19 protein-coding genes are annotated in these 20,693 nt (G+C 60.4%); 6 read left to right on the forward strand and 13 right to left on the reverse strand.

What is annotated here, in order from left to right:
- Positions 1-87 precede the first annotated feature (87 nt).
- The gene (locus AA0535_RS00845; RefSeq protein WP_264813981.1) at positions 88-1,269 is read left to right on the forward strand and encodes a pyridoxal phosphate-dependent aminotransferase; all 1,182 of its coding nucleotides are present in this window, start codon (positions 88-90) and stop codon (positions 1,267-1,269) included.
- Between the two features lie 301 nt (positions 1,270-1,570).
- Here the strand turns inward: AA0535_RS00845 and hpnC are convergent, their stop codons facing one another.
- Genes hpnC through hpnA form a run of 3 tightly spaced genes read right to left on the reverse strand, consistent with a single transcriptional unit; the run spans position 1,571 to position 4,598 of the window.
- Positions 1,571-2,446 carry a squalene synthase HpnC gene (gene hpnC / locus AA0535_RS00850; protein ID WP_264813982.1) on the reverse strand — a complete coding sequence of 292 codons (876 nt, stop codon included), beginning with the start codon at positions 2,444-2,446 and terminating at the stop codon, positions 1,571-1,573.
- On the reverse strand, positions 2,446-3,585 hold the full coding sequence (locus AA0535_RS00855) for a glycosyltransferase (RefSeq protein WP_264813983.1): 1,140 nt from the start codon (positions 3,583-3,585) through the stop codon (positions 2,446-2,448). The genes hpnC and AA0535_RS00855 overlap by 1 nt, the downstream gene beginning before the upstream one ends.
- Before the next feature lie 11 nt (positions 3,586-3,596).
- A complete protein-coding gene (hpnA, locus tag AA0535_RS00860) occupies positions 3,597-4,598 on the reverse strand; it encodes a hopanoid-associated sugar epimerase (RefSeq protein WP_264813985.1) in 1,002 nt (333 codons plus the stop codon).
- A 255-nt stretch (positions 4,599-4,853) separates the two neighbouring features.
- On the opposite strand from hpnA, the gene AA0535_RS00865 reads away from it, so the two are divergent.
- On the forward strand, positions 4,854-5,906 hold the full coding sequence (locus AA0535_RS00865; protein ID WP_264813986.1) for a lysylphosphatidylglycerol synthase domain-containing protein: 1,053 nt from the start codon (positions 4,854-4,856) through the stop codon (positions 5,904-5,906).
- Positions 5,903-6,790 (forward strand): prephenate dehydrogenase/arogenate dehydrogenase family protein, encoded by an 888-nt coding sequence (locus AA0535_RS00870; protein ID WP_264813987.1) that lies wholly within the window; start codon positions 5,903-5,905, stop codon positions 6,788-6,790. Before AA0535_RS00865 ends, AA0535_RS00870 begins: the two co-directional genes overlap by 4 nt.
- Positions 6,791-7,139: 349 nt before the next feature.
- Here AA0535_RS00870 and pyk read toward each other — a convergent pair whose 3' ends face one another.
- From pyk to AA0535_RS00890, 4 genes are read right to left on the reverse strand one after another with little or no spacing between them, the layout of a single operon-like run.
- Positions 7,140-8,612 carry a pyruvate kinase gene (gene pyk / locus AA0535_RS00875; RefSeq protein ID WP_264813989.1) on the reverse strand — a complete coding sequence of 491 codons (1,473 nt, stop codon included), beginning with the start codon at positions 8,610-8,612 and terminating at the stop codon, positions 7,140-7,142.
- 42 nt (positions 8,613-8,654) lie between these two features.
- Positions 8,655-9,623, reverse strand: coding sequence for an SH3 domain-containing protein (locus AA0535_RS00880; protein ID WP_264813990.1), 969 nt, complete (start codon positions 9,621-9,623; stop codon positions 8,655-8,657).
- A gap of 49 nt (positions 9,624-9,672) precedes the next feature.
- Positions 9,673-10,041, reverse strand: a complete 369-nt coding sequence (locus tag AA0535_RS00885) for a hypothetical protein (protein ID WP_264813991.1) — start codon at positions 10,039-10,041, stop codon at positions 9,673-9,675.
- Positions 10,038-10,826: a HesA/MoeB/ThiF family protein gene (locus AA0535_RS00890; protein ID WP_264813992.1), complete on the reverse strand. Its 789-nt coding sequence runs from the start codon at positions 10,824-10,826 to the stop codon at positions 10,038-10,040. Before AA0535_RS00890 ends, AA0535_RS00885 begins: the two co-directional genes overlap by 4 nt.
- Positions 10,827-11,132: 306 nt before the next feature.
- On the opposite strand from AA0535_RS00890, the gene AA0535_RS00895 reads away from it, so the two are divergent.
- Positions 11,133-11,612 carry a DUF2939 domain-containing protein gene (locus AA0535_RS00895; RefSeq protein WP_264813993.1) on the forward strand — a complete coding sequence of 160 codons (480 nt, stop codon included), beginning with the start codon at positions 11,133-11,135 and terminating at the stop codon, positions 11,610-11,612.
- A gap of 27 nt (positions 11,613-11,639) precedes the next feature.
- On the opposite strand, the gene AA0535_RS00900 is transcribed toward AA0535_RS00895, so the two are convergent.
- Both AA0535_RS00900 and AA0535_RS00905 read right to left on the reverse strand, forming a co-directional pair.
- Entirely contained in the window at positions 11,640-12,686 is a 1,047-nt protein-coding gene (locus AA0535_RS00900) for a glycosyltransferase family 2 protein (RefSeq protein ID WP_264813994.1), read from the reverse strand.
- Between the two features lie 325 nt (positions 12,687-13,011).
- The gene (locus AA0535_RS00905) at positions 13,012-13,236 is read right to left on the reverse strand and encodes a DUF3126 family protein (RefSeq protein ID WP_264813995.1); all 225 of its coding nucleotides are present in this window, start codon (positions 13,234-13,236) and stop codon (positions 13,012-13,014) included.
- A gap of 159 nt (positions 13,237-13,395) precedes the next feature.
- Here AA0535_RS00905 and AA0535_RS00910 point away from each other — a divergent pair, with 159 nt between their 5' ends.
- Positions 13,396-13,881 carry a hypothetical protein gene (locus AA0535_RS00910; protein ID WP_264813997.1) on the forward strand — a complete coding sequence of 162 codons (486 nt, stop codon included), beginning with the start codon at positions 13,396-13,398 and terminating at the stop codon, positions 13,879-13,881.
- Between the two features lie 146 nt (positions 13,882-14,027).
- Positions 14,028-14,576, forward strand: coding sequence for a hypothetical protein (locus AA0535_RS00915; protein WP_264814103.1), 549 nt, complete (start codon positions 14,028-14,030; stop codon positions 14,574-14,576).
- On the opposite strand, the gene AA0535_RS00920 is transcribed toward AA0535_RS00915, so the two are convergent.
- From AA0535_RS00920 to AA0535_RS00935, 4 genes are read right to left on the reverse strand one after another with little or no spacing between them, the layout of a single operon-like run.
- Positions 14,557-15,288 (reverse strand): pyridoxine 5'-phosphate synthase, encoded by a 732-nt coding sequence (locus tag AA0535_RS00920; protein ID WP_264813998.1) that lies wholly within the window; start codon positions 15,286-15,288, stop codon positions 14,557-14,559. The two genes, AA0535_RS00915 and AA0535_RS00920, sit on opposite strands and share 20 nt — an antisense overlap.
- On the reverse strand, positions 15,285-16,268 hold the full coding sequence (gene pdxA / locus AA0535_RS00925; protein ID WP_373319248.1) for a 4-hydroxythreonine-4-phosphate dehydrogenase PdxA: 984 nt from the start codon (positions 16,266-16,268) through the stop codon (positions 15,285-15,287). Before pdxA ends, AA0535_RS00920 begins: the two co-directional genes overlap by 4 nt.
- Before the next feature lie 17 nt (positions 16,269-16,285).
- Positions 16,286-17,677, reverse strand: a complete 1,392-nt coding sequence (locus tag AA0535_RS00930) for a M20/M25/M40 family metallo-hydrolase (RefSeq protein WP_264813999.1) — start codon at positions 17,675-17,677, stop codon at positions 16,286-16,288.
- A complete protein-coding gene (locus AA0535_RS00935) occupies positions 17,670-20,663 on the reverse strand; it encodes a glycosyltransferase (protein WP_264814000.1) in 2,994 nt (997 codons plus the stop codon). Before AA0535_RS00935 ends, AA0535_RS00930 begins: the two co-directional genes overlap by 8 nt.
- Positions 20,664-20,693 lie beyond the last annotated feature (30 nt).

Below are 20,693 nucleotides of genomic sequence, written 5' to 3' on the forward strand. Positions count from 1 at the left end.
CGGGCGCAATTCCGTTTCGAAAATGATTTGACAAGCGAAACGAATGGCCTTTTCCTTGCCGGTATCTGATCCACCGGAGACACGCTCATGACCGCGCCCCTCACACAGGAAGCCAAGGAAGACCTTCTGGAACGTGGATATTCACGTCGCCATTTCGGTCGTCTGACCACGCTGCTCGGCATGAGCGCTGCCCTGACCCAGTTCGGTTCGTCCGCCTTCGCCGCCATCAAGGCCCCCGGCGATGACCCATTCGTGGGTCATCCCGACATGGTCCGCATCGGCAGCAATGAATGCTGGACCGGCCCCTTCCCGAGCGCCGTCACGGCCGGTCAGGCGCAGGTGCCTTTCGGCAACCGCTACGAGCCCGATCATCTGCGCTCCACCCTCCTGCGCACGGCCTCCTCAGTCGAGAACATCTCCGAAGAGCACATCCTTCCCTGGCCCGGCTCCAGCGATCCGCTCTGTCGTTCGGTCGTGACCTTCTGCTCACCCGAACGCGGACTGGTCACGGCCAACCCGACCTACGAAGCCGCTTGGCGTACCGCCGACTGGATGAAGATCAAGCTGACGCGCGTGCCGCTCTCGGCCCATAACGGCTATGCCACCGATGTCCGCGCCATGCTCAAGGCTGACCCGAATGCGGGCGCCTATTACATCTGCTCGCCCAACAACCCGACAGGCACCGTCACCCCGCTCGAAGACATCGCGTGGTTGGCCGACAACAAGCCCGCTGGCTCGGTCATCATCGTCGATGAGGCGTATATCCACTTCTCGGGCGCTCCGAGCGCGATCTCCCTGGTCAAGCAGGGCAAGGACGTGATCGTTCTGCGTACCTTCTCGAAGATGTTCGCCATGGCCGGTCTGCGCCTCGGTCTCTCCTTCGCTCGTCCGGACCTGCACAAGCGCATGATGCGCTATGACGGCCCGAACATGATCTCGATGCTGAACATCGTGGCTCTTGCGGCCGGCGCCGTGAGCCTTACCCAGGCCGATGCCATCAAGGCGCGTCGCGACGAGATGATCGCTGCGCGCACCATGACCTTCGATCATCTTGCCAAGCGCAATATCCGTATCGTGCCCGGCAGCCAGGCCAACATGTTCCTCGTGGACTGGAAGAAGCCCGCTTCGCAGATGAAAACGGCGTTTGCTGCCAAGAAGGTCGAAATCGGCCGTAACTGGGATATCTGGCCCACCATGTCGCGCGTCAGCGTCGGCTCCATGAAGGACATGGAGGCCTTCTGCGCCGCCCTCGACCAGATCCTGGCCTGAAGAACCCCGTTGTCATGGGGCTTTGCCCCATGACTGCCCTAGAATAACTCTCGGCCGGTGAAATACGGTTCCGAGAAGGATGGTTGGGGGAGCCATACCTGTGCACAGGTTCTGCTAGCCCCTCCACCAAGCCTGATTTCTCGGGCGCCTTCCTATGGGGAACAGCCTTTTGACCTTGCGACGAAACGCTGGTCTCCCGCAGCCTTCCCCTGATCCGCTCCACGCAGAGGCAAAGGGCCTGCAAGGGATACGAAGTATCGCCTTGTGAAGCGCTCTCGAACGTCTCAGCCAATCCGGCTTTTCAGCCGATCAGGGCTTTGGCTCCGCGCAACAGCGCCAGCAAGACATCAACCCGTCCCAGCTTGACCCGCCCTGCTACCGGATCCTCGCGGCGCAGACGGGCGGCCAGACGATGAGAGAGCGCAACAACTACCGCGCAATAGGCGCGCATGCGCCGATCCCGCACGAGCCCCGGCAACTGCGCTGCCTGGCGATTGAGATGATCGACTTCATCCAGCAAGCGATTGAAAACGTGACGCAGACCGGGCTTGCTGCGCGCCAGCAGCACGTCCTCGACCTTCGCACCGTCTGCCGCGAGCATGTCCTGCGGCAGATAGGAACGATCAAGGGTTTTCAGATCCGAGGTCACGTCCTGCAGGTGATTGATCACCTGCAGGGCACTGCATAGCGCATCCGACAGTGGCAGCGTCTCGGCGCGCTCGCCATGCAGCAGAAGCAGAAAACGACCGACAGGATTAGCTGAGAAACGGCAGTAGCCCAGCAATTCCTCCCAATCCTGATATCGGTTCTTGACCGCATCCTGACAGAAGGCCGTGATCAGATCGGTCGCCGTTTCAAGCGGCACGCCGGTCTGAAGCAGATGGCGTCGCAAGATAACCGCAGTCTGGGCATCGGCGCGCTGCGGGGCTTCGGCTTCGCCGCGAATGACGGCTTCCATGCCCCTGAGCCGCGCAATCTTTGCCTCGGCGGAGAGCTGGGCATTATCGACCATGTCGTCGATGACCCGGGCAAAATTGTAATAGGCCGAGACATGCGCCCGATTGGTTCTGGCAAAGAGGAGCGACCCAACCGGGAAATTTTCGTCTGAGGCTCCCTTGCCAGACGTCACGTCGCGCTCACCCCAGACCGGATCGACGGCCTTGCTGACAGCATTCATCAGGCGTGGGTCTCCTCGGTATAAAAGCGGCTTTTCCACTGGACCCCCCGGCCACGGTGGTGATCGACCGCCGAGCCGATTGTCGCAGCCATATAAAAGGCTGCTACCACGGGCAATGTGAGCGCGCGCAAGGGCGAGAGCTTGAAACGGGATAGAGTCGGCAGGAAGGACAGGATACACAGCATCATCGACGCCCCCCCCATCGCTCGTACACGCCCTCGGCCGAACAGGGCGAAATACAATGGGGCGAGCCAGACCAGCGCCATGCCGAGAATCGTGCACAGCAGGATCACGGGCGAATAGCGCAGTTGCACATAGGCCGTACGGGCGATCATCCGCCAGATTTCCGCTGCTCCGCGATAGGGCCTGATAGACCACGCAAGCGTGCTGTGGCCCAGATAGAGCCTGCCCCCGGCCTGCTTGATATTACTTGCCAGAGAACAATCGTCGATCAGCGCGCCGCGAACCGATTCGATACCGCCGATACGCTCAAGCATCGTCCGGCGAACGAGAATAGTGCCGCCCGCAGCCCCGGCCACAGCGGAGGCCGGGTCATTGACCTTGTCGAAAGGATAGAGCATGGCAAAGAAATAGACGAAGGCTGGAACAAGCAGACGCTCAGCCGCGCTCTCGCAGTTCAGCACCACCATCTCCGACACCATGTCGAGCCGGTCGCGTTGCGCCTTTTCGACAAGCGTCTGCAAATGCAGCGCAGAGTGAAGAATGTCGGCATCCGTGAGCAGGATGAAGCCTCCGGGCCCGATCTGCTCAAGCGCAACGGCCTCTCCCTGATGCACCGCCCAGAGCTTGCCGCTCCATTCCGGGGGACGTTCCCGGCCCGTCAGAACCGTGAGACGACCATGAGGGTCCGGCACGCGGCGTGCAAGGTCGCCGGTTCCGTCCGTGCTTCCATCATCGACGATGACCACACTCAGCTTGCCGGGATAATCCTGCTGCAGGAGCGTGGCTACACAGGACTGGATCGACTCTGCCTCGTCACGGGCGGGGACGATCACCGCCACGTCGGGCCATTCCACCTGCTGCGGGGCAGTCATCGGCGTCAGTCTCGTCCCGGTACGCCAGAACCGGCCATGAGCAAAAAGCAGTTTACCCCACGCGGCCAGCGCAGACGCGGCCATCACATTCCTGATCATTTCGTGGCTATCCGCCCATGTTCGCGAAACCATGTGACTGCATCGGCCACAGCCTCACGCGCAGGCCTGGGCGCGTAACCAAGCTGCTCCTGCGCCTTGAGCGAAGTGAAGAACATCATTTTCTTGGACATGGCGAGCGTCTCGCGCGTCACACGCGGTTCGATCCCAAAGCCACGTGCCAGCCATTCAGACACGATTGCAACGGGCTGAAGCCAGGACTGCTTCAGCTTGATGCGCGGTGGCTTGACGCACGCCACTTCGCCAATCAGGGCGAACAGATCGCCCAGCATGTAATTCTCACCGCCGAGAATGTACTTTTCGCCGATGACGCCCTTTTCCAGCGCAAGGGCATGCCCTTCAGCCACGTCATCCACATGAACGATGTTCAGCCCGCTATCGACATAGGCTGGCATATTGCCTGATGCCACATCGACAATCATCTGTCCCGTGGGAGTCGGTTTGATGTCGCGCGGCCCGACCGGGGTAGAGGGATTGACGATGACCGCAGGCAAGCCATTCTCGCGCACCAGCCGCAGGACTTCCTGCTCTGCTCGGTATTTGGACAGCTTGTAAACGCCGATCACATCATGCTCGGTCACGGGCGTGCCCTCATTGGCGGGCGTCCCGTCCTTCGTCAGCCCCAGTGCCGCCACTGATGAGCAATAGACAACACGCTCCACTCCAGCCTCGATGGCCGCCATCATCAGCCGTCGTGTGCCCTCTACGTTGGCCCGCATCATCACAGCCGGGTCGGGCACCCAGAGACGGTAATCCGCCGCAACATGGAACAGGTAGCGGCAATTCTCGAGGGCCGGTGCGAAGCTCTCCGGTGCCGTCAGATCGCCGATAACAAGCTCGGCGTCGAGGCCCTCGAGATTGGACAGATCGGCTCCCGCTCGCACCATCAACCTGATCTTGTGTCCGCGCTGCTTGAGAATACGCGCCACAGCCGAACCAACAAAGCCGGTCGCACCGGTAATCAGCGTGTATTCACTCATGATACGCCTTGGTGCTTTCATTTATTGTAAATCGATAACGCACCATACCGCCCGCGCAAGGACAAGCAACCTGCCCGCGATGGCTTTTTCGTCATATTCGGCCCCGGAGTAGCGAAACCGGACTGTCTGGTGTAGACAGCCGCAGACACTCGACAGCGCGACTTGTTCTCGCCATGCCGCAGAAGCCTCGTTCGTCCCTTTCCCGACAGGACGATGCTCCACTGCAACCCCTGCGTCGTTCGGATCAGACTGGCCTTGAAAACCCTGACTCTCATTCTCGCCCTCATGGGCCTTGCGCTTCTGACGGGCATCATGGCGTGGCTCGGTATTGGCCATGTCTTCAGCGCAATGCAACGCATCGGCATCGGTGGCTTCCTTGCCATTGTCGGCGGTCAGGCTTTGGTCGATATCGGGCTGGGCATTTCGTGGTTCTGCGCCTGTCCGGAACTCGGGTTGTTTCGCGCTATCGCCTCACGCGGCGTGCGCGATGCGGCGGGCAACTGTCTGCCTTTCTCTCAGCTTGGCGGCATGGTGATCGGCATACGCGCCACGTGCAGCATTCCGACCCTGACCCGCAAACTTGGCCCGCTGCAGTGGCCCGCTGCTGTCGCCACCAACATCGTCGACATCACGACCGAAGTCCTCGGCCAGATCGTGTTCGTCGTTATCGCCCTGGCATGCCTGTTCGATCACACAGGTGCCAACAAGTTCACCTGGCCCGTGCTGGGTGGAATGGGGTTGCTGGCCATGGGAATCGCAGGGTTCATCTGGACCCAGCAACGCGGCGGTGCAGCCATTCATCACGCCGCGCGCTTTCTGGGCCGTCATATTGCCGAGGGCTGGCGCAATTCGCTCATCGACAACATGGATAATTTCCAGGCCGAGCTCGATCTCCTCTGGGCTCGTCCGGGCCGAATCGCGGCTGGCGCGCTCATCCATCTGGGATGCTGGGTCGGCGGCGCAGGAGTAACCTGGCTCTCGCTTGAATTGCTCGGAGCCCATATCGGCTTCATGGGGGCCATTGCGATCGAGGGCGTTGTCTGCGGCCTGATGTCGGCCTCATTCCTGGTTCCGGCGGCTCTGGGCGTGCAGGAAGCCGCCTATGTCGCCTTGGGCTATTTCTTCGGGATCGAGGCTGAGATCTCGCTTGGTTTGTCCCTGCTGCGTCGCGGTCGCGACATTGCCATCGGCATTCCGGTCATGGCGCTGTGGCAGATTTCCGAAATGCGCCGTTTGCGCGTCACGAAACAGGCTGATAGCCACTCTCTCGATTACGGCGAGCCATCCTCCCGCAGCGAGGCGTCATGACCGACCCCCTATTCGGCACGCTATGTGTCATCGGACCCGGCCTCATCGGCTCGTCGGTTCTGCGCCGATTGCGTGCGCACCCGGAACTGGTCAGTCATCTCGTCGTGGCCGACCGTGATCCTGGGGTGCTGGAGCGTGTACGCGATCTCGATCTGGGTGATATTGTCACAGACGATCTCTCTGCAGCCGTGCGCGACGCCGATTGTGTGATGCTCTGCGTTCCTGTCGGGGCCATCGCGCCCATTGCAGAAGCGATCATGCCCCATCTCAAGCCTGGGGCCATTCTGACCGATGTCGGCTCGACCCGTCGCAGCGTCGTCGATGCCCTGACCCCGCATCTGCGTGGCGACATCGCTTATGTCCCGGCCCACCCCATGGCGGGTACGGAGCATTCAGGCCCGGATGCCGGTTTCGCCACGCTGTTCGAAGATCGCTGGTGTCTTCTCACCCCGGCTCCCGACGTACCTGCTCGTGCCATCGACAGGATCGCCGCCTTCTGGAGCGCCATGGGGGCACGTATCCGGGTCATGGACGTCGATCATCACGACACGATCTGCGCCATGGTCAGTCACCTCCCTCATCTTATTGCCTTCACGATCTGCGGGACAGCGGACACGCTGGCCGAGGACATGCGCTCTGAAGTGCTCGATTTTGCGGCATCCGGCTTCAGGGATTTCACGCGTATCGCAGCCTCCGACCCGACGATGTGGCGCGATATCTTCCTCAATAACAGCGATGCTCTGCTCAGCGTTCTGGACCGTTTCAGCCAGGATGCCTCCGCGATGGCACAGGCAATCCGCGACGGTGACGAGAAGACGATTGTCGATACGATCTCACGCGGCCGACGAATTCGCCGCTCGCTGCTCGAGAACCGTCAGGCTTGAAGCTATGGCCTCTCACTGACCGAACGGGAGGCCGGGTTCATTCGATGATGCTTCGCCATCGAGGATAGGATCGGTCGGGAAAGCCTCAAGTGTCTCATCCCGGAGCCCACTCAGCGGTACGCACGCTCCGATACACGTCTGGGGAAAGCACAGGGATAGGCCGTAGGAGAGAGGGAGCAGAAAACGCCTCAGCATCCCCCGATATTGGCTGAATCACCGGCGTTATGGGGCTCTGCCCCCGGCCCCGCAAAAGGACATTCGTCCTTGAGAAACCTGTCTGATGGATATGGAAAGAACGGGCCTGCCGCCTCTCTCCGATGGGTGGGGCAGAGCCCCACCCCCTGTCAGATCAGATGGTGACCACGCGCAGTGTGTTGGTCGAACCCTGCTGGCCAAAGGGCAGGCCGACGAGCAGAACCAGCTTGTCGCCCTTTTCGGCATAGCCTTCGGAAACGGCCAGACCGACCGCCTGATCCACAACGCCTTCAACACCGTAGACAGGTGTCTCCTGGCCAACCGACATGGCACGAACGCCCCAGACCATGTTCAGGCGACGCGCGATCTCGTCATCCGGCGTCAGGGCCAGAACCGGGCAATCCGCGCGCTCGCGTGCGATCTGCAGCGCACCACGGCCACTCTGGGTGTAGACGACGATCACCGCAGCAGAAATCGACTGCGCCACATGCCATGCGGCCTCGGCAATCGCGCCACCGGTGGTGCCATCGCTGTCGGGACGCAGGGCTTCTTCCTGCATCCGCCATTCGAGATCGTTCTCGACGCGACGCGTCACACGGGCCATCACCTCGACGGCTTCGCGCGGGTACTTGCCCGCTGCGCTTTCGGCGGAAAGCATCACGGCGTCCGTGCCGTCGAACACGGCATTGGACACGTCGGACACTTCAGCGCGCGTCGGTGTAGGCGAAGTGATCATGCTCTCGAGCATCTGCGTCGCCACGATGACCGGCTTGCCCTGGAAACGGGCTTCGCGAATGGCACGCTTCTGTTCGATCGGCACTTCCTCGGCGGGAAGCTCGACGCCCAGATCACCACGGGCCACCATGACGGCGTCCGAAAGCGCGATGATATCGCTCAGACGCTCCATGGCCTGCGGCTTCTCGAGCTTGGTCATGATCCAGGCGCGGCCCTTGGCGATATCCTTCGCCTCCTGCACATCCTCGGGACGCTGCACGAAGGAGAGCGCCACGTATTCGACACCAAGGTCGAGCGCGAAGGCAAAATCCTTGTGGTCCTTCTCGGTCAGGGCCGGGATGGGCAGCACAACGTCAGGCACATTAACGCCCTTGCGCTCTGACAGCCAGCCACCGACCTCGACTTCGGTTTCCATATGGGTTTCGTCACAGGAGACGACCCGCAGGCGCATCTTGCCGTCATCGAGCAGCAGGCGGCTGCCCGGCTCGGCAGCGCGCATGATCTCGGGATGCGGAAGGCAGGCGCGGCGGACGTCGCCCGGCGTACGATCCAGGTCCAGACGGAAACGTGCCCCTTCGATCAGCTCGACCTTGCCTTCAGCGAAGGTGCCAACGCGCAGCTTGGGCCCCTGCATGTCCGCCAGAATGGCAAGCGGGCGGCCGAGCTCGGCCTCGACATCACGGATGGTGGCATGACGCTTGGCATGATCCTCATGCGAGCCATGCGAGAAGTTCAGGCGAAACACGTCAGCCCCGGCCAGTGCCAGGGTACGGATCATCTCATGGGTGGAGGAGGCCGGGCCGAGGGTCGCGACGATCTTCGTGCGGCGCTGTTCGGCCTCTTTCTTCACTCCCGTACCCTGCGCCGAAGCTGCTTGAGGTGAGGACGTCATACTGATCTCCGATCCATTTGCTGCACGTTGCATATCATAGCTTCAGCTAGGCTGAAGCGTCTCTCCTGGCAACAGCCCCCAGAACACACGTCTGGGAAGCCATCCCGTATAGCCCTTGACCACCACCTTGCACCATGTCGAGCCCGGGGGACACAGCTTGAGCGTCCCCACCGTTCCAGGCTGCAACACGGCCACAACGGCACTGTTTTCATCCGACTGGCTGTAGAGCAGGGTATCCCCCTGGCGCTGCCGGGCCTCTGTCTCGCTCGGCACGTAGCCAAGAACGCGTGCATCGGCCTTGCCGATCACGTCCCCCGATTTGGCCGAGGCTTCGCCGAGAGCGGCCGCATGACCTTCGGGCGGCTGACCGGGGATCACGAAAGTGCGTTGGCCGACAAGCGTCGCCTGATGGACCCAGCCCTTCATGCCATCAGAGTCCTCGATCAGGCGCCAGACATCGAATTCGCGCTCGACCTCAACCGGCAGGCCACGACGATGATAGACCCACTCGATGGGATAACGCTGTCCCGGTCCCTTACGCATAAAAACCTTGTCGGCACGCATTGCAGCGAACCGCGGAAGCGGCAGGCCGGTATTGGTACCCTTGTCCTGCGGGGGGGCATCCGGCGCAGCGGCCGCGGCCACGGCCTCATCCGGGCTGGGCGGTGGGCTGGCTGAAGTCGCGACCGCCGCCGCACCGACAGCAGCGGCACCCGCCGCCACCGCAGCATTGCGGGCGTGATGTCTGGGCGCATGGTGGGGTTTGGCAGCGCTGGCCTCGGTAGAGGTTCTGCCGGCCCTGTGCTTTTTCGAGGGGGTCTTGGCCTTGGCGGCATGCCCATCTGTCCCGTGCGACCCGGTCCTCGTTTTCACCTTGCCCGTTACCGCGCCGGCTTCGTGCTTGTGATGATGGGGAGAGTGTTTTGTCGTCTGCGGTGCGGCCTCTGCCAGCGCGCCAAAGGGCAGCAGAATCGTCAGTCCGATACCATAGACGATGCGGAGTTTGTTCATGGGTGCATGGGTGCCAAGTTGTGACGATTGGGGCAAGAGGGCGTAGCCCTTACAAACTGATTATCTGCGCATCGGCGGTGCATTCCAGAAAGCTGGTCACACCGCAGATCCGTACTCCCTCAAGCAGATCTGCCTTGCCAATCCCAGCCGCCCTCATGCCGGCTTCGCAGGCGAGCACTTCTCCTGCCAGCTCCAAAACAGCTGAACGCAGGGTCTCAAACCCTGCCACACCACGCTCCTGAAACTGTTCGTCGAGACAGGCACCGTCCAGACCTGACCAGTCCAGCCTCAAAGCCTCAACGCTCAACCCACCGGCGAACAGCACCACCTCGCGCCCCAAAGCGAGAGCGCCTGCTGCAAGCACAAAAGCGTGATGAGCCCTCTCGAAGGACCTGTCCGCCAAAACGATTGCCATCATGCGCAAGGCTGTCTCCCACTGCCGCAACAGGGACATTCCGGGTCCTGTGGCAGATCGAAGCGTCGAAACGAAGCATCCAGCGCATTCCAGAGCAGGACATGACCGCGCATCGAGGTGCCCAGCGAGAGCAGCTCTTTCAGGGCTTCGGTGGCCATGAGAGACCCGATCACGCCAGTCACCGACCCAAAAATGCCGGCCTCGCCGCAACTCGGCGCATCCTGAGCATCGGCATCAGGGTACAGACATCGGTAGCAGGGGCCACCCTTGCGCGGTGCGAACGTCGACAATGTGCCCTCGAAACGTTGCACTGCACCTGAAATCAGCGTCTTGCCCGCTGCCCAGCACTGGTCAGCCACGGCGTAGCGAGTCTGGAAATTATCGCATCCGTCGCAGACAAGGTCATAGGCCCCTATAAGACCCGGTAGCGTGCTTCGGTCCGCCCGCACCGGATAGGTAACGATCTCAATTTCGGGGTTGAGATTGGTCAGACGTGATGCTGCCCGGTCGACCTTGTTCTGGCCAACATCCTGCGTCTCGAAGATGATCTGGCGCTGCAGGTTGCTGAGTTCGATAATATCGTGATCGACAATCCCGATGCGCCCCACCCCCGCTGCTGCAAGATAGAGCGCCAGGGGACTGCCCAATCCCCCGGCACCGATCACCAGAATTGACGAGTCGCGCAGACGTCCCTGCCCGATAGCCCCGACTTCAGGCAGCAGGATATGCCGGGAATAACGAAGGACGGCCTCGTCAGAGAAGCTCAGATCAGGAAGTTCGTTGGACATCTTGCGGCGTAAATCCGGATCAGGAAGAAAACTTCAGCGGCTCTCAGGATTTAGATGACAAAAGCCTGTTTGATCTCGTAGCATAGCCTCATTCACCGAAGAATACAGAGGCTTTTGCCACCCGGAACCAGGCTTGTTACCGGCTTGATCGATAACGACGCATGATGACCGTGCGCCCACGTCCCTTTTGCCAGTTGCAGAGAAGAAGAAATGAGAGATCCCGCAGGTTTTCCCGCCGACCTCACAACATTTCCCGGACGTTTCCCTTGGCCGTCTGCAAAGCGCTTGCCTCATGCTCTGGGCGCAATGACCGTAGCCCTGATCTGCATCTATGCTCTTTCCCCTTATCTTGCCCTGTGGTCGCTTTCGTCGGCTTTGCGCAACCATGATACAACGACTCTTGCTCAGCATATCGACTGGAGCGCCTTGACGACCAGCCTGAAGGCTGAAGCGATCGATGCTCTCATCGGCCCGCCGCCCGCCGCAGACGACCTGCCGGATTTCGGTTCGTCCTTCGCCTCCGGCGCCGTTTCCCACGCGATCGACACGCGTCTGACCCCCGATCTCATTATGACGTTCGCCACGCAGATGACGGCAATGCCCGCTCATCGGGTCGCACCCAGCCTGCGTGAGCTTTACAGCCGACTCTCTGCCCATTTCGTTTCGCCGCTGCGTTTTGAGGCAGGACTCGTGACGTCGCCCGGCCAGAAGCCGGCCATTGTACACATGAAGTTCGAGCAATGGCGCTGGAAGATCACAGAGATCGATCTGCCTAAATCAGCCTGAAGCGGCTCAATCAAGCGCCCTGAGGCTTCAGCGCCGCCTGAAACCCAGTTTCATGCGGCGAAGTACGCGCGCTGCGGCGTAGGGAACAACAAGGAGACGCCTCGATCTGGGACGCAATAAGGCTCGGATCAACCGTGATTTGAAACGATCCTCGATACGCAGGCGTGTATGCGCCTGTATCAGAGCGGTAAATTCGTCGACCATCGCAACAAGTTCGTCACGATGGGTTGCCATACGCCGCTCGTGCTCTGACCGTTCAAAATAGATCGATTTGAACGCTTCAACAGCAAAAACCGTCATAAACCGCGGAAAAACGAGATCCCGCATGTAAACACTCAGACGTTCAGGATCAGACGAAAACATCTTACACAGTTTGCGGATGTATCGCATACGGCTTCTGCTCATACGTATGCTGTATGAGGTACTGTTTTTATTGATGCACCAGACTGTTACCGCCTCAGGGAAAAAGTAATTAGTGTACCCTTCCCTGAATATCCTCAGGAACAGATCATCGTCTTCATATCCCATGAACTGGGTATCGAACCCCCCAACAGCCTCGAATGCCCGTCTGCTGATGATCGAAGCAGAAGGGAGGATATGCATGTCACGTTCAAGCATCTCCTCAATGGAGTGCTTGGGATGGGCACTGTATCGAGCAGCGATAGATGAAGCGATGACATGGCCGTCCTCGTCGGCTTCCATGAGATCGCCATATGCCCAGCCAAAATGCGGGTCCTGATCCCTGACCTGCTCAATGAGCAGGGCAATGTGATGATGGAGAAAAAAATCATCCTGATCTAGAAAGCAGATATAGTCTGCCCGGGTCGAGGCTACGCCGAGATTACGCGCACTTCCCTGTCCGCCATTTTCCTTGCGTAGCACCCGGACGCCGAGGGGCTCCGCCACCGCCAGCAACGCCTCGTGTTCGCTTTCACTGGACCCGTCATCGATAATCAGGAACTCGTCAGCTGGTACTGTCTGTTCCAGCACGCTTCTGATAGCACGCTCTATGTAGCGTGCGCCGTTATAATACGGGATAATGACGGCGACGCTCTTGCGCATGGCTTCAGCCATTGGCGGTTGATCCTCTCTTGCCGGACCGACAGTTCAGTTTTGGGGTCAACCAGCCCAAGGCCTGGCGTTTAACCAAAATCCTGATCGTCGACCCTTATCGGCCGCGCGCGAGAATGATCTGCCGCCATGTACGGAATGCCTTGTCATCCATACAGCGCCAGTTGGAATACTCTCACGAATGGTCATGCCAGTCGGCCCGATTTCCGATCTCAACGCATCGGTCTGTCGGCCCGTTCCGGTGTAGCACCCGTCAAACCTTTCCCTGCTCCAGACAGGGAACAAGGGTTGCGGGCGTTCTTCTGTTTTATCAGGCGCTCCCCAGCACTCAGGCCGGCGGAAGATCTTCCTCGAGAACAGTAATGTGAATGGCGTAGGAAATCTCGCCTTCGTCATCGTCACGATGGACGGTGCCAATCACTTCGCCTTTAACGGCCAGTTCAACTGTATGGCCAACCCTAGCGGGCGGATTGACGGTCAGGTCGGCTGAACCGAGCAGACGACGCAGTGTCGATTGCAGACGGGTCAGCTCTGAAGGTGAGATCACGGCCATGGGTACTCCAGCTACTTTATCAAGTTGAGCGATCTGTAGAGCATCCTGCCCCCCTGCGGAACCACCTTTGAGCGAGTCACAAAATTCCCTCCCATGGCCATGGTCCTGCCATGATTCGTGCCCAGGCTTCACATTTCCGTTCCTTGCCCAGGGAGAGCCATGTTCCGCGTCCTGTTCGCCCTTGCAGCCCTCGCTGCCGCACCGATCGCCTCTGTCAGCGCAGCCGCACTGCCATCCCATTTCGGCCAGTCGCTGTCACGGCAGATTTCCAGCGACGGTCCCCGCACTGTCGCCTGGAATTTGACGCTCAGTCATGACTGGGCCCAAGTTGAGCAGGACATTGCCAATAATGACCCGACCCTGAGCCCAGCCATGCTGCGGGCTCTATTGGACTACACGCCTCGTTTCGAAACGGTGGCAATGCAGCACGCCCTGAGAGCCCGTCTGCAGAAGGATGCTCTGGCAGGGCTGGCGGTTCTTTCTCCCGTAGCGCATAGCCCCTATTCGGGACAGGCCATCTGTGGGGCAGGAGAAGCGCGATGGAAGCATCAGGTTGCCCACCTGATTGCTGATACGCACGACATCACGTTCGCTTTGCAACGTGAGGCGTGTGTAAATGCGTTAAGGTTACATTCCAGACGTTGAATCGCTGGAAGCGAGCAGGCAGACAGAACTTATCCCATCAAGTTCTGTTGTCATGAGGAACCCTGTCAGGTTCCCTGCCCCTTTCATCGCATCGAGGAATATCGTTGACTTCCACCCTGCGTCTCACCCTGAGCGTATTGCCGCTCATGGCTCTCTCCGGCTGCGGCTATTTTGACTCGCGCGAAGCTCACAGAGCGCAGCTTGCGATGATCGGCATGACGTCGAACGATCTGCAAGCCTGCGCCGGAATCCCGGCCTCGACCAAGACCCTCAATGATACCACGCAGATTTATCAGTATACTGCGACAATGAACCTGCCCACCGCAAGTGACTCGACGATCATTCCCGTTCAACAACTCTTGAACATAACCCAGGTTACTCTGGGCGGTGCTGGCACAACATGCAAGGCGATCATTCGTCTGGATCATGATCGCGTTTCCGAAGTGCATTACGCGGGCGATGACGACGAGATCATCGGATCAGACGGGATCTGCTCGATCATCACCCGTGGCTGCGCCAGACAGCCCGAGGCCAGCATGCGCAAGGTCAGCGGGGGTCCGTTCGGCCCTGTCTCGGCTTTCCATTCGCCCGCAGCGCCTAACCAGAGCACGACAGCCACTTACAACAAACAGTCGGGCGAAACCGTGCCCAACTACACGGATAAGACTAAGCCCGTCATCGTACCACGGCCTTGAACAGCGCACCGCTTGCGATTTCCTGCTTCATGCGGGCGATCGCGGCGGGCAGCCCGGTGAAGATCGCCTCACCGATCAGGAAGTGCCCGATATTAAGCTCGGCAAGACCGGGCAGCCCAGCCACACGCCCGACATTTCCGTAAGTCAGACCATGGCCGGCGTGAAGTTCAAGCCCGTGCTCTGTGGCCGCTACCGCACCCTGATACAGGCGCCGGAACTCATCTTCACCCGGGTTGTGCGCATAAGCGCCGGTATGAAGCTCGACCACCTGCGCACCGATGCGTGCAGATGCCTCGAGCTGAGCCGGATCGGGATCGATGAAGAGAGAAACCCTTATCCCAGCGTCTCGTAAACGCGCCACCTTGCCTCGCAGGTCGTCCGCCTGACCTGCCACATCGAGCCCCCCCTCTGTCGTCACCTCTTCACGGCGCTCTGGTACGAGGCAGCATGCGTGAGGACGCAAACTGCAGGCCATGGCGACCATTTCCTCAGTAGCACCCATTTCGAAGTTGAGCGGCACGGTGAGTTCGTGCCTCAGCCGGATCATGTCCTCATCGCGTATGTGTCTGCGGTCTTCCCGCAAATGGGCGGTGATCCCGTCGGCCCCATGCATGGCGGCTAGCAGCGCAGCCCCCACCGGGTCAGGATGCAGTCCACCGCGAGCGTTGCGCACGGTGGCGACATGATCGATATTTACGCCGAGCCTGATCAAGATTGTACTTCCTTGCTTGCAGCGCGTCTTGCGCCGAGGTCACGCGCCATTCGCATTGCGGCAAGCAGGCTTGCCGGATCGGCCTTTCCCTGCCCGGCGATGGCAAAAGCCGTCCCGTGATCGGGCGATGTCCTGACCACAGGCAAGCCCAGCGTCACATTGACGCCGCTAGCCATGTCGAGGGTTTTCAGGGGTATCAGGGCCTGATCATGATACATGCACAAGGCGGCATCGTAGAGCGGGCGGGCAAGATCGGTGAATAGTGTGTCGGGAGGATAAGGTCCGCTCGCATCGATACCCGCCTGCCGCATGGCCTCGATTGCTGGCGCTATCATCGTCTGTTCTTCATGCCCCATCACCCCGCCTTCCCCTGCATGGGGGTTCAGACCCGCCACAGCGATACGAGGTGCCATCAGGCCAAAATCCCGACGCAGCGCCTCTGCAAGGGTCGCGCCGACATGAACGATCCGGTCGGTCGTGAGGCTGTCGAGCGCCTCACGCAGGCTGACATGTACCGTGACCGGCACCACGCGCAGACGTGGAGACGCCAGCATCATGATCTCCTCGCCCTCCACGCCGCATAGCGAGGCCAGAAACTCGGTATGCCCGGGAAAGGCGAAGCCGCCCTGCTTGAGAACAATCTTGCTGATCGGATTAGTCACGATAGCGCTGACCTGCCCGGTGATCGCGAGACGTGTTGCAGTCTCGATCGCGTCAATCACGCAGCCTGCCATGGCGCTATCGGCCTGGCCCGGCGTCACAGAACCCGGCAGGGTCAGAGGCATGACGGGTATCGCTGAGGGGAAAATCGAAGCGGCCTGCTCCGCATGCCCGACAATCTCGAACGGTGCTTCACCCAGGAGGACCGGATCGCCGATCCATAGAAAAGCGTCGCCGGTCCTGCGCAGGATTTCCCACGCCTTGACGGTCAGTTCGGGACCGATCCCTGCGGGATCGCCCATGGTCAGTGCAGGCAGCATGACGCCCCCTTCAGCCTTTAACGGGTCGTAAACGCATCCAGAATGCGTACCCAGGAGCGGATCCCCTTATGGAAGGATTCGACACCGTATTGCTCGTTGGGCGAATGGATACGGTCATCATCCTGAGCAAAACCGACGAGAAGCGAGTCCATATCGAGGGCCTCCTTCACCTCGGCGACCACAGGAATCGACCCGCCGCACCCGATGGATACCGCCTTCACACCCCATTCCTCGCCCAGTGCCGCAAGAGCCGTGCTCAGGAAAGGACCGTCTTCTGGCACGGCAAAGCCACTCGAGGCACCGTGTTCGGTAAAGCTGACCTTGGCATCTTCAGGAAGTACGGCACGCACATGAGCACGGAATGCCTCGCGAATCGCAATCGGATCCTGTCCTGGCACGAGGCGGAATGACACCTTGGCCATGGCGCGGGCGGGGAGCACGGTCTTGAAACCGTCGCCCTCATAGCCACCCGAAATCCCGTTAATCTCGTAACTGGGCCGCGCCCAGATCTGCTCGATCGCGGTGAAGCCAGCCTCGCCCGCTGCCTTCGACAGGCCGACCGGCTTGAGGGTGAGCGAATCATCGGGGAAAATCGCCCGCCATTGGGCGCGCACCGCATCTGAAGGAACGACAATATTGTCGTAGAACCCGGGGAGGAGCACCCGACCCAGGTCATCGCGTACGCTGCCAAGGGCCTTGCACAAAAGCTCGACAGGATTGCGCGCGGCATTGCCGAACATACCTGAATGCAGGTCATGCGTGGCGCACTCGATCACCACTTCTTCCCCAACCAGCCCACGAAGACCTGTCGTGATGGCCGGGGTACGCCGATCCGGCATACCGGTATCGCAAATCAGAGCCACGTCGGCCTTGAGTTCCTCTGCATTCGCCTTGAGGAACGGCATGAGATTCGCGCCGCCGCTTTCTTCCTCACCTTCGATCAGGATGGAAATCTTCAGAGGCAACGCGCCATGGACCGCTTTCCATGCACGGCAGGCCTCAATGAAGGTCAGGAGCTGTCCCTTGTCGTCAGAGGCACCCCGCGCCACGATGATCTTGCGACCATCGGCCTCTGTGGTGATCTTCGGATCGAACGGATCGCTCTTCCACAAGGCAAGCGGATCGGTCGGCTGGACATCATAATGACCGTAAAACAGCACATGAGGGCCTGAACCGGCAGCGCGGTCATGCCCCACCACCATCGGATGGCCCGGGGTTTCGCGCACACTGGCGTCGAACCCCAGCGCTTCCATCTCGGTACGCAACCATTCGGCAGCATTGCGACAATCGGCGGCGTGTCTGGGCTGTGCCGAAACACTCGGGATGCGCAGGAGAGCAAAAAGCCGTTCCAGGCTTTTTTCCAGATCCTGATCGACCTGCCTCAGAACGCTCGCCGTGTTGTCAGTCACGCATTTCTTCCTTCACCATGCTCTGTCCAAGCAGGCCAGCAAGGGTTTCGCGATAGGTCTGGCTCATCGCTCTCGCCTGCTGCATCGCCTCATCGGACAGTCGCTGCCATGTCTCCTGATCCTGATATAGGCTGATGATCGCCTCTGCAAACTGCCCCGGATCGAGCGTGACAGCGCGCGCGCCGGGAAAACCGTGCTCACCCCCGATGACGACAGGCAGACCCGCTCCCCCAGCCTGCTGCCGTGCCAGAGAGACGAAACCCGGTCTTTCATCCGGCGCAATCATGAGGCGGCAGGTTGCCGACAAGTTGGCCAGACCGACCTGCCCCTCGACCAGCGAAGCGACGTTCTGATGATGCGTAATCATCGACAACTCGCGGGAGCGCGTGTCGTCACAAGCCAGGAAGAGCCGAACCCTCTGCGGCATCCGGGCATTGACCCGTGACATCACATCACGCACGAACCATTTCAGAAATTTGAGGGAATAGCCTGGCTGCGTTGCCGGGCCGGCCGCGAATACCAGATCATGACGCTGCTCATACGGGGCGCCCTGATTGACCGGCAGATCATCACCGAGAATCCTCAATCCGTTCAGACCGGCCTTTTCAAGGATCTCAGCCTGAGCGGCATTCTGCACGACGAGATCCTGACAGAACCATGCATTGGCAATTTCTGCTGCCAAGGCATCATCGAAGGTTTTTTCGTCCACAGGAGGCTGATTGATTGTCGGCGCTTGCGCGTCCTGACGCCGTTGCAGTGCCTCTATCCGGCGAAGATCGAGGATGAAACCCTCATCCGGGAGGGAAGCCGCATGATCATGCAGGATCGGGAATACCGCATTGAGCGTATTCCCCCCCATGATCCAGATGACATCGAAACCCCGTCGCCGCTGTCCGATCAGCGTCTCGAGCGCTGCTTTCGTCCCGCGACGATACTCGCAGAGTTCCGGCAAGAGAGTCCGCAGCGGATCGGCACCCGGCCTGCTCTCTCCTTCCTGCCCCCCATCGAGAAGGAAGAAGCTCGCCTGCATCCCTTGTTCGACGAAATAACGTCCGAGCGCCATCACCCGGTCGATCTCTTCACCCCGTGCCGCGGCATCCGGCTTCCGACCGAGCACGAGCACGCGGCGCCCCCAGCGTACTGGCCTGTGAATCGCTGCGGCATCGCTGGGGCGGTGCGGCGGGTTCCCCCGGAGAAGGTCGCTGAAGCTCTGACGCAGGACCGGCATCTCCTGCCTGAGAAGGGCCTCGGAAACTGGCTCACGGTCTGGCACACGCAGAACGAAGCCGGGCACATAAAGCATTCGTGCCCCTCTCTGGGTCTTCCTCAACGCGAGTGACAGGGCCGCCCAGATGTGCTGCCTCGCTCTCAGCGTCTCGACCCCGTGAGCAGGAACCGGCACGAGGCGCAGCGTGTCAGTTCGGCACAGAATGGCGCCACCACTCACGCCATCGCATGCCCGAGCGAAATTGACGCTCTCCGAAAAAGCCGCCGCGCCTGCACCCGCAGGAAAACAGGCCCCATCCCGCGCCACAGTGAGGCCCGCTTCCATCACGCGCAGATCAAACCCAAGAGCCTGTGGTGCGACAGCAATCACGTCCTGCTCTGCAAAAGCATGTACGGCATCACTGAGCGCGCCGAGAAAGAGGCACGCCCCTGCCTCAATCATGAGGACCCGGGGCGCTGCCACCTGTGCAACAGCCCGCAGCCAGCCCTGCTGGAGCCCACCCTCCAGCTGCGGCACCACCTCGACACCATAGCTGTATCGCTCGATTGGCATGGGGTTATCGCGCCCGGCATCGTCCAGAACGATAACCTGCATGTCACCCACGCCGCTCTCATGCAGAGAGACAAGGGTTTGCAGCAGATCCGGGAAGATAGCCGGAGCCGTTACGATGACACTGAGCTCTGGCTGTCCGATATACCGGAAATCGAGCGGTGACCGCGCCAGCAGCGGCAGCAGGGTCTCTGCACGCAGAGCCTGCAGATGGGCCAGCTGACCGAGCGACGGGGGAGCGATGGTCAGTGTTTCCGCCTCTTCCCCCTCGCGCCTGATATGGTCGATGAAGGCGTTGCTGCTGATCGACTGCCAGTCAGGCGGCCCTCCAGCGAGGGCGTACGGCGGGAGCTCCACACCTGGCGCAGGGCTGCGTCCCTCGAACAGACCAAAACGCACGAAATGCTCATAACCGTTGCGCAGAACGCGATTGGCGATCTGCCCTGCCACATCGTCATATCGGCCCAGATAATAGGCTTCATCGAAATAGGGATGGGGCAGATAACCCGTCGGATTATCATTGGACAGATAATGATGAAGCGCCGAGGCGTATTCCCCGCGTTCGATCTGCGCCACAGCGTCCTGATACGTCTCGAGATACCAGACCGGGTCGAAATACCATGACGTTCGTATCGTACCGATATCCCGGGACAAAATGAATCGCGTGAACTCCCCTTCCGCCAGATCACCCCCGAGACGGCGCTGCTGAAGCTCGCGACGCATAATATCAGGAGAGAAGAAAGCCGAACTCACCCGGCGTTCGGTCTGGCCCAAATTGAGATAATGATCGAAGCCATTGGCAAACCCCATATCCCGAACCATGGACGGGGTCAGATCAGGGTTGAGACTGAAATAGTCGCTTTCGGAAAACAGCCAGTGGCAAGACCGTCCGCGATGACCTGTCTCGCAGTAATGCTGGAAGCCCGAATCGAAAACGCCCATTCTGATACCGTTCTCGACGTCGAAATGGGCGCGTCGATACCAGATCTCGTCGAAATAGCGGTTCGGTGAATGGGCATAACGCGCACCATTATGCAGCCAGAATTCGTATAGCCCCCGATCATCGGGAAGGCTTCCTGCCATCTCGATCACCGCATCCCTGTAACGCGCACGATACCAGTCCGGGTCGAAGACAGCCCAAAGCGGCGTATGGGCGCGTGGCTCATCACCGGGTCCGAATGCTGTGAGGATGTCAACGGTAAGGGTCATCGTTCCGGTCCGGCTGTGTCAGAACTGCAG

Source organism: Asaia krungthepensis NRIC 0535 (assembly GCF_025995175.1).
GTDB classification, from domain to species: domain Bacteria; phylum Pseudomonadota; class Alphaproteobacteria; order Acetobacterales; family Acetobacteraceae; genus Asaia; species Asaia krungthepensis.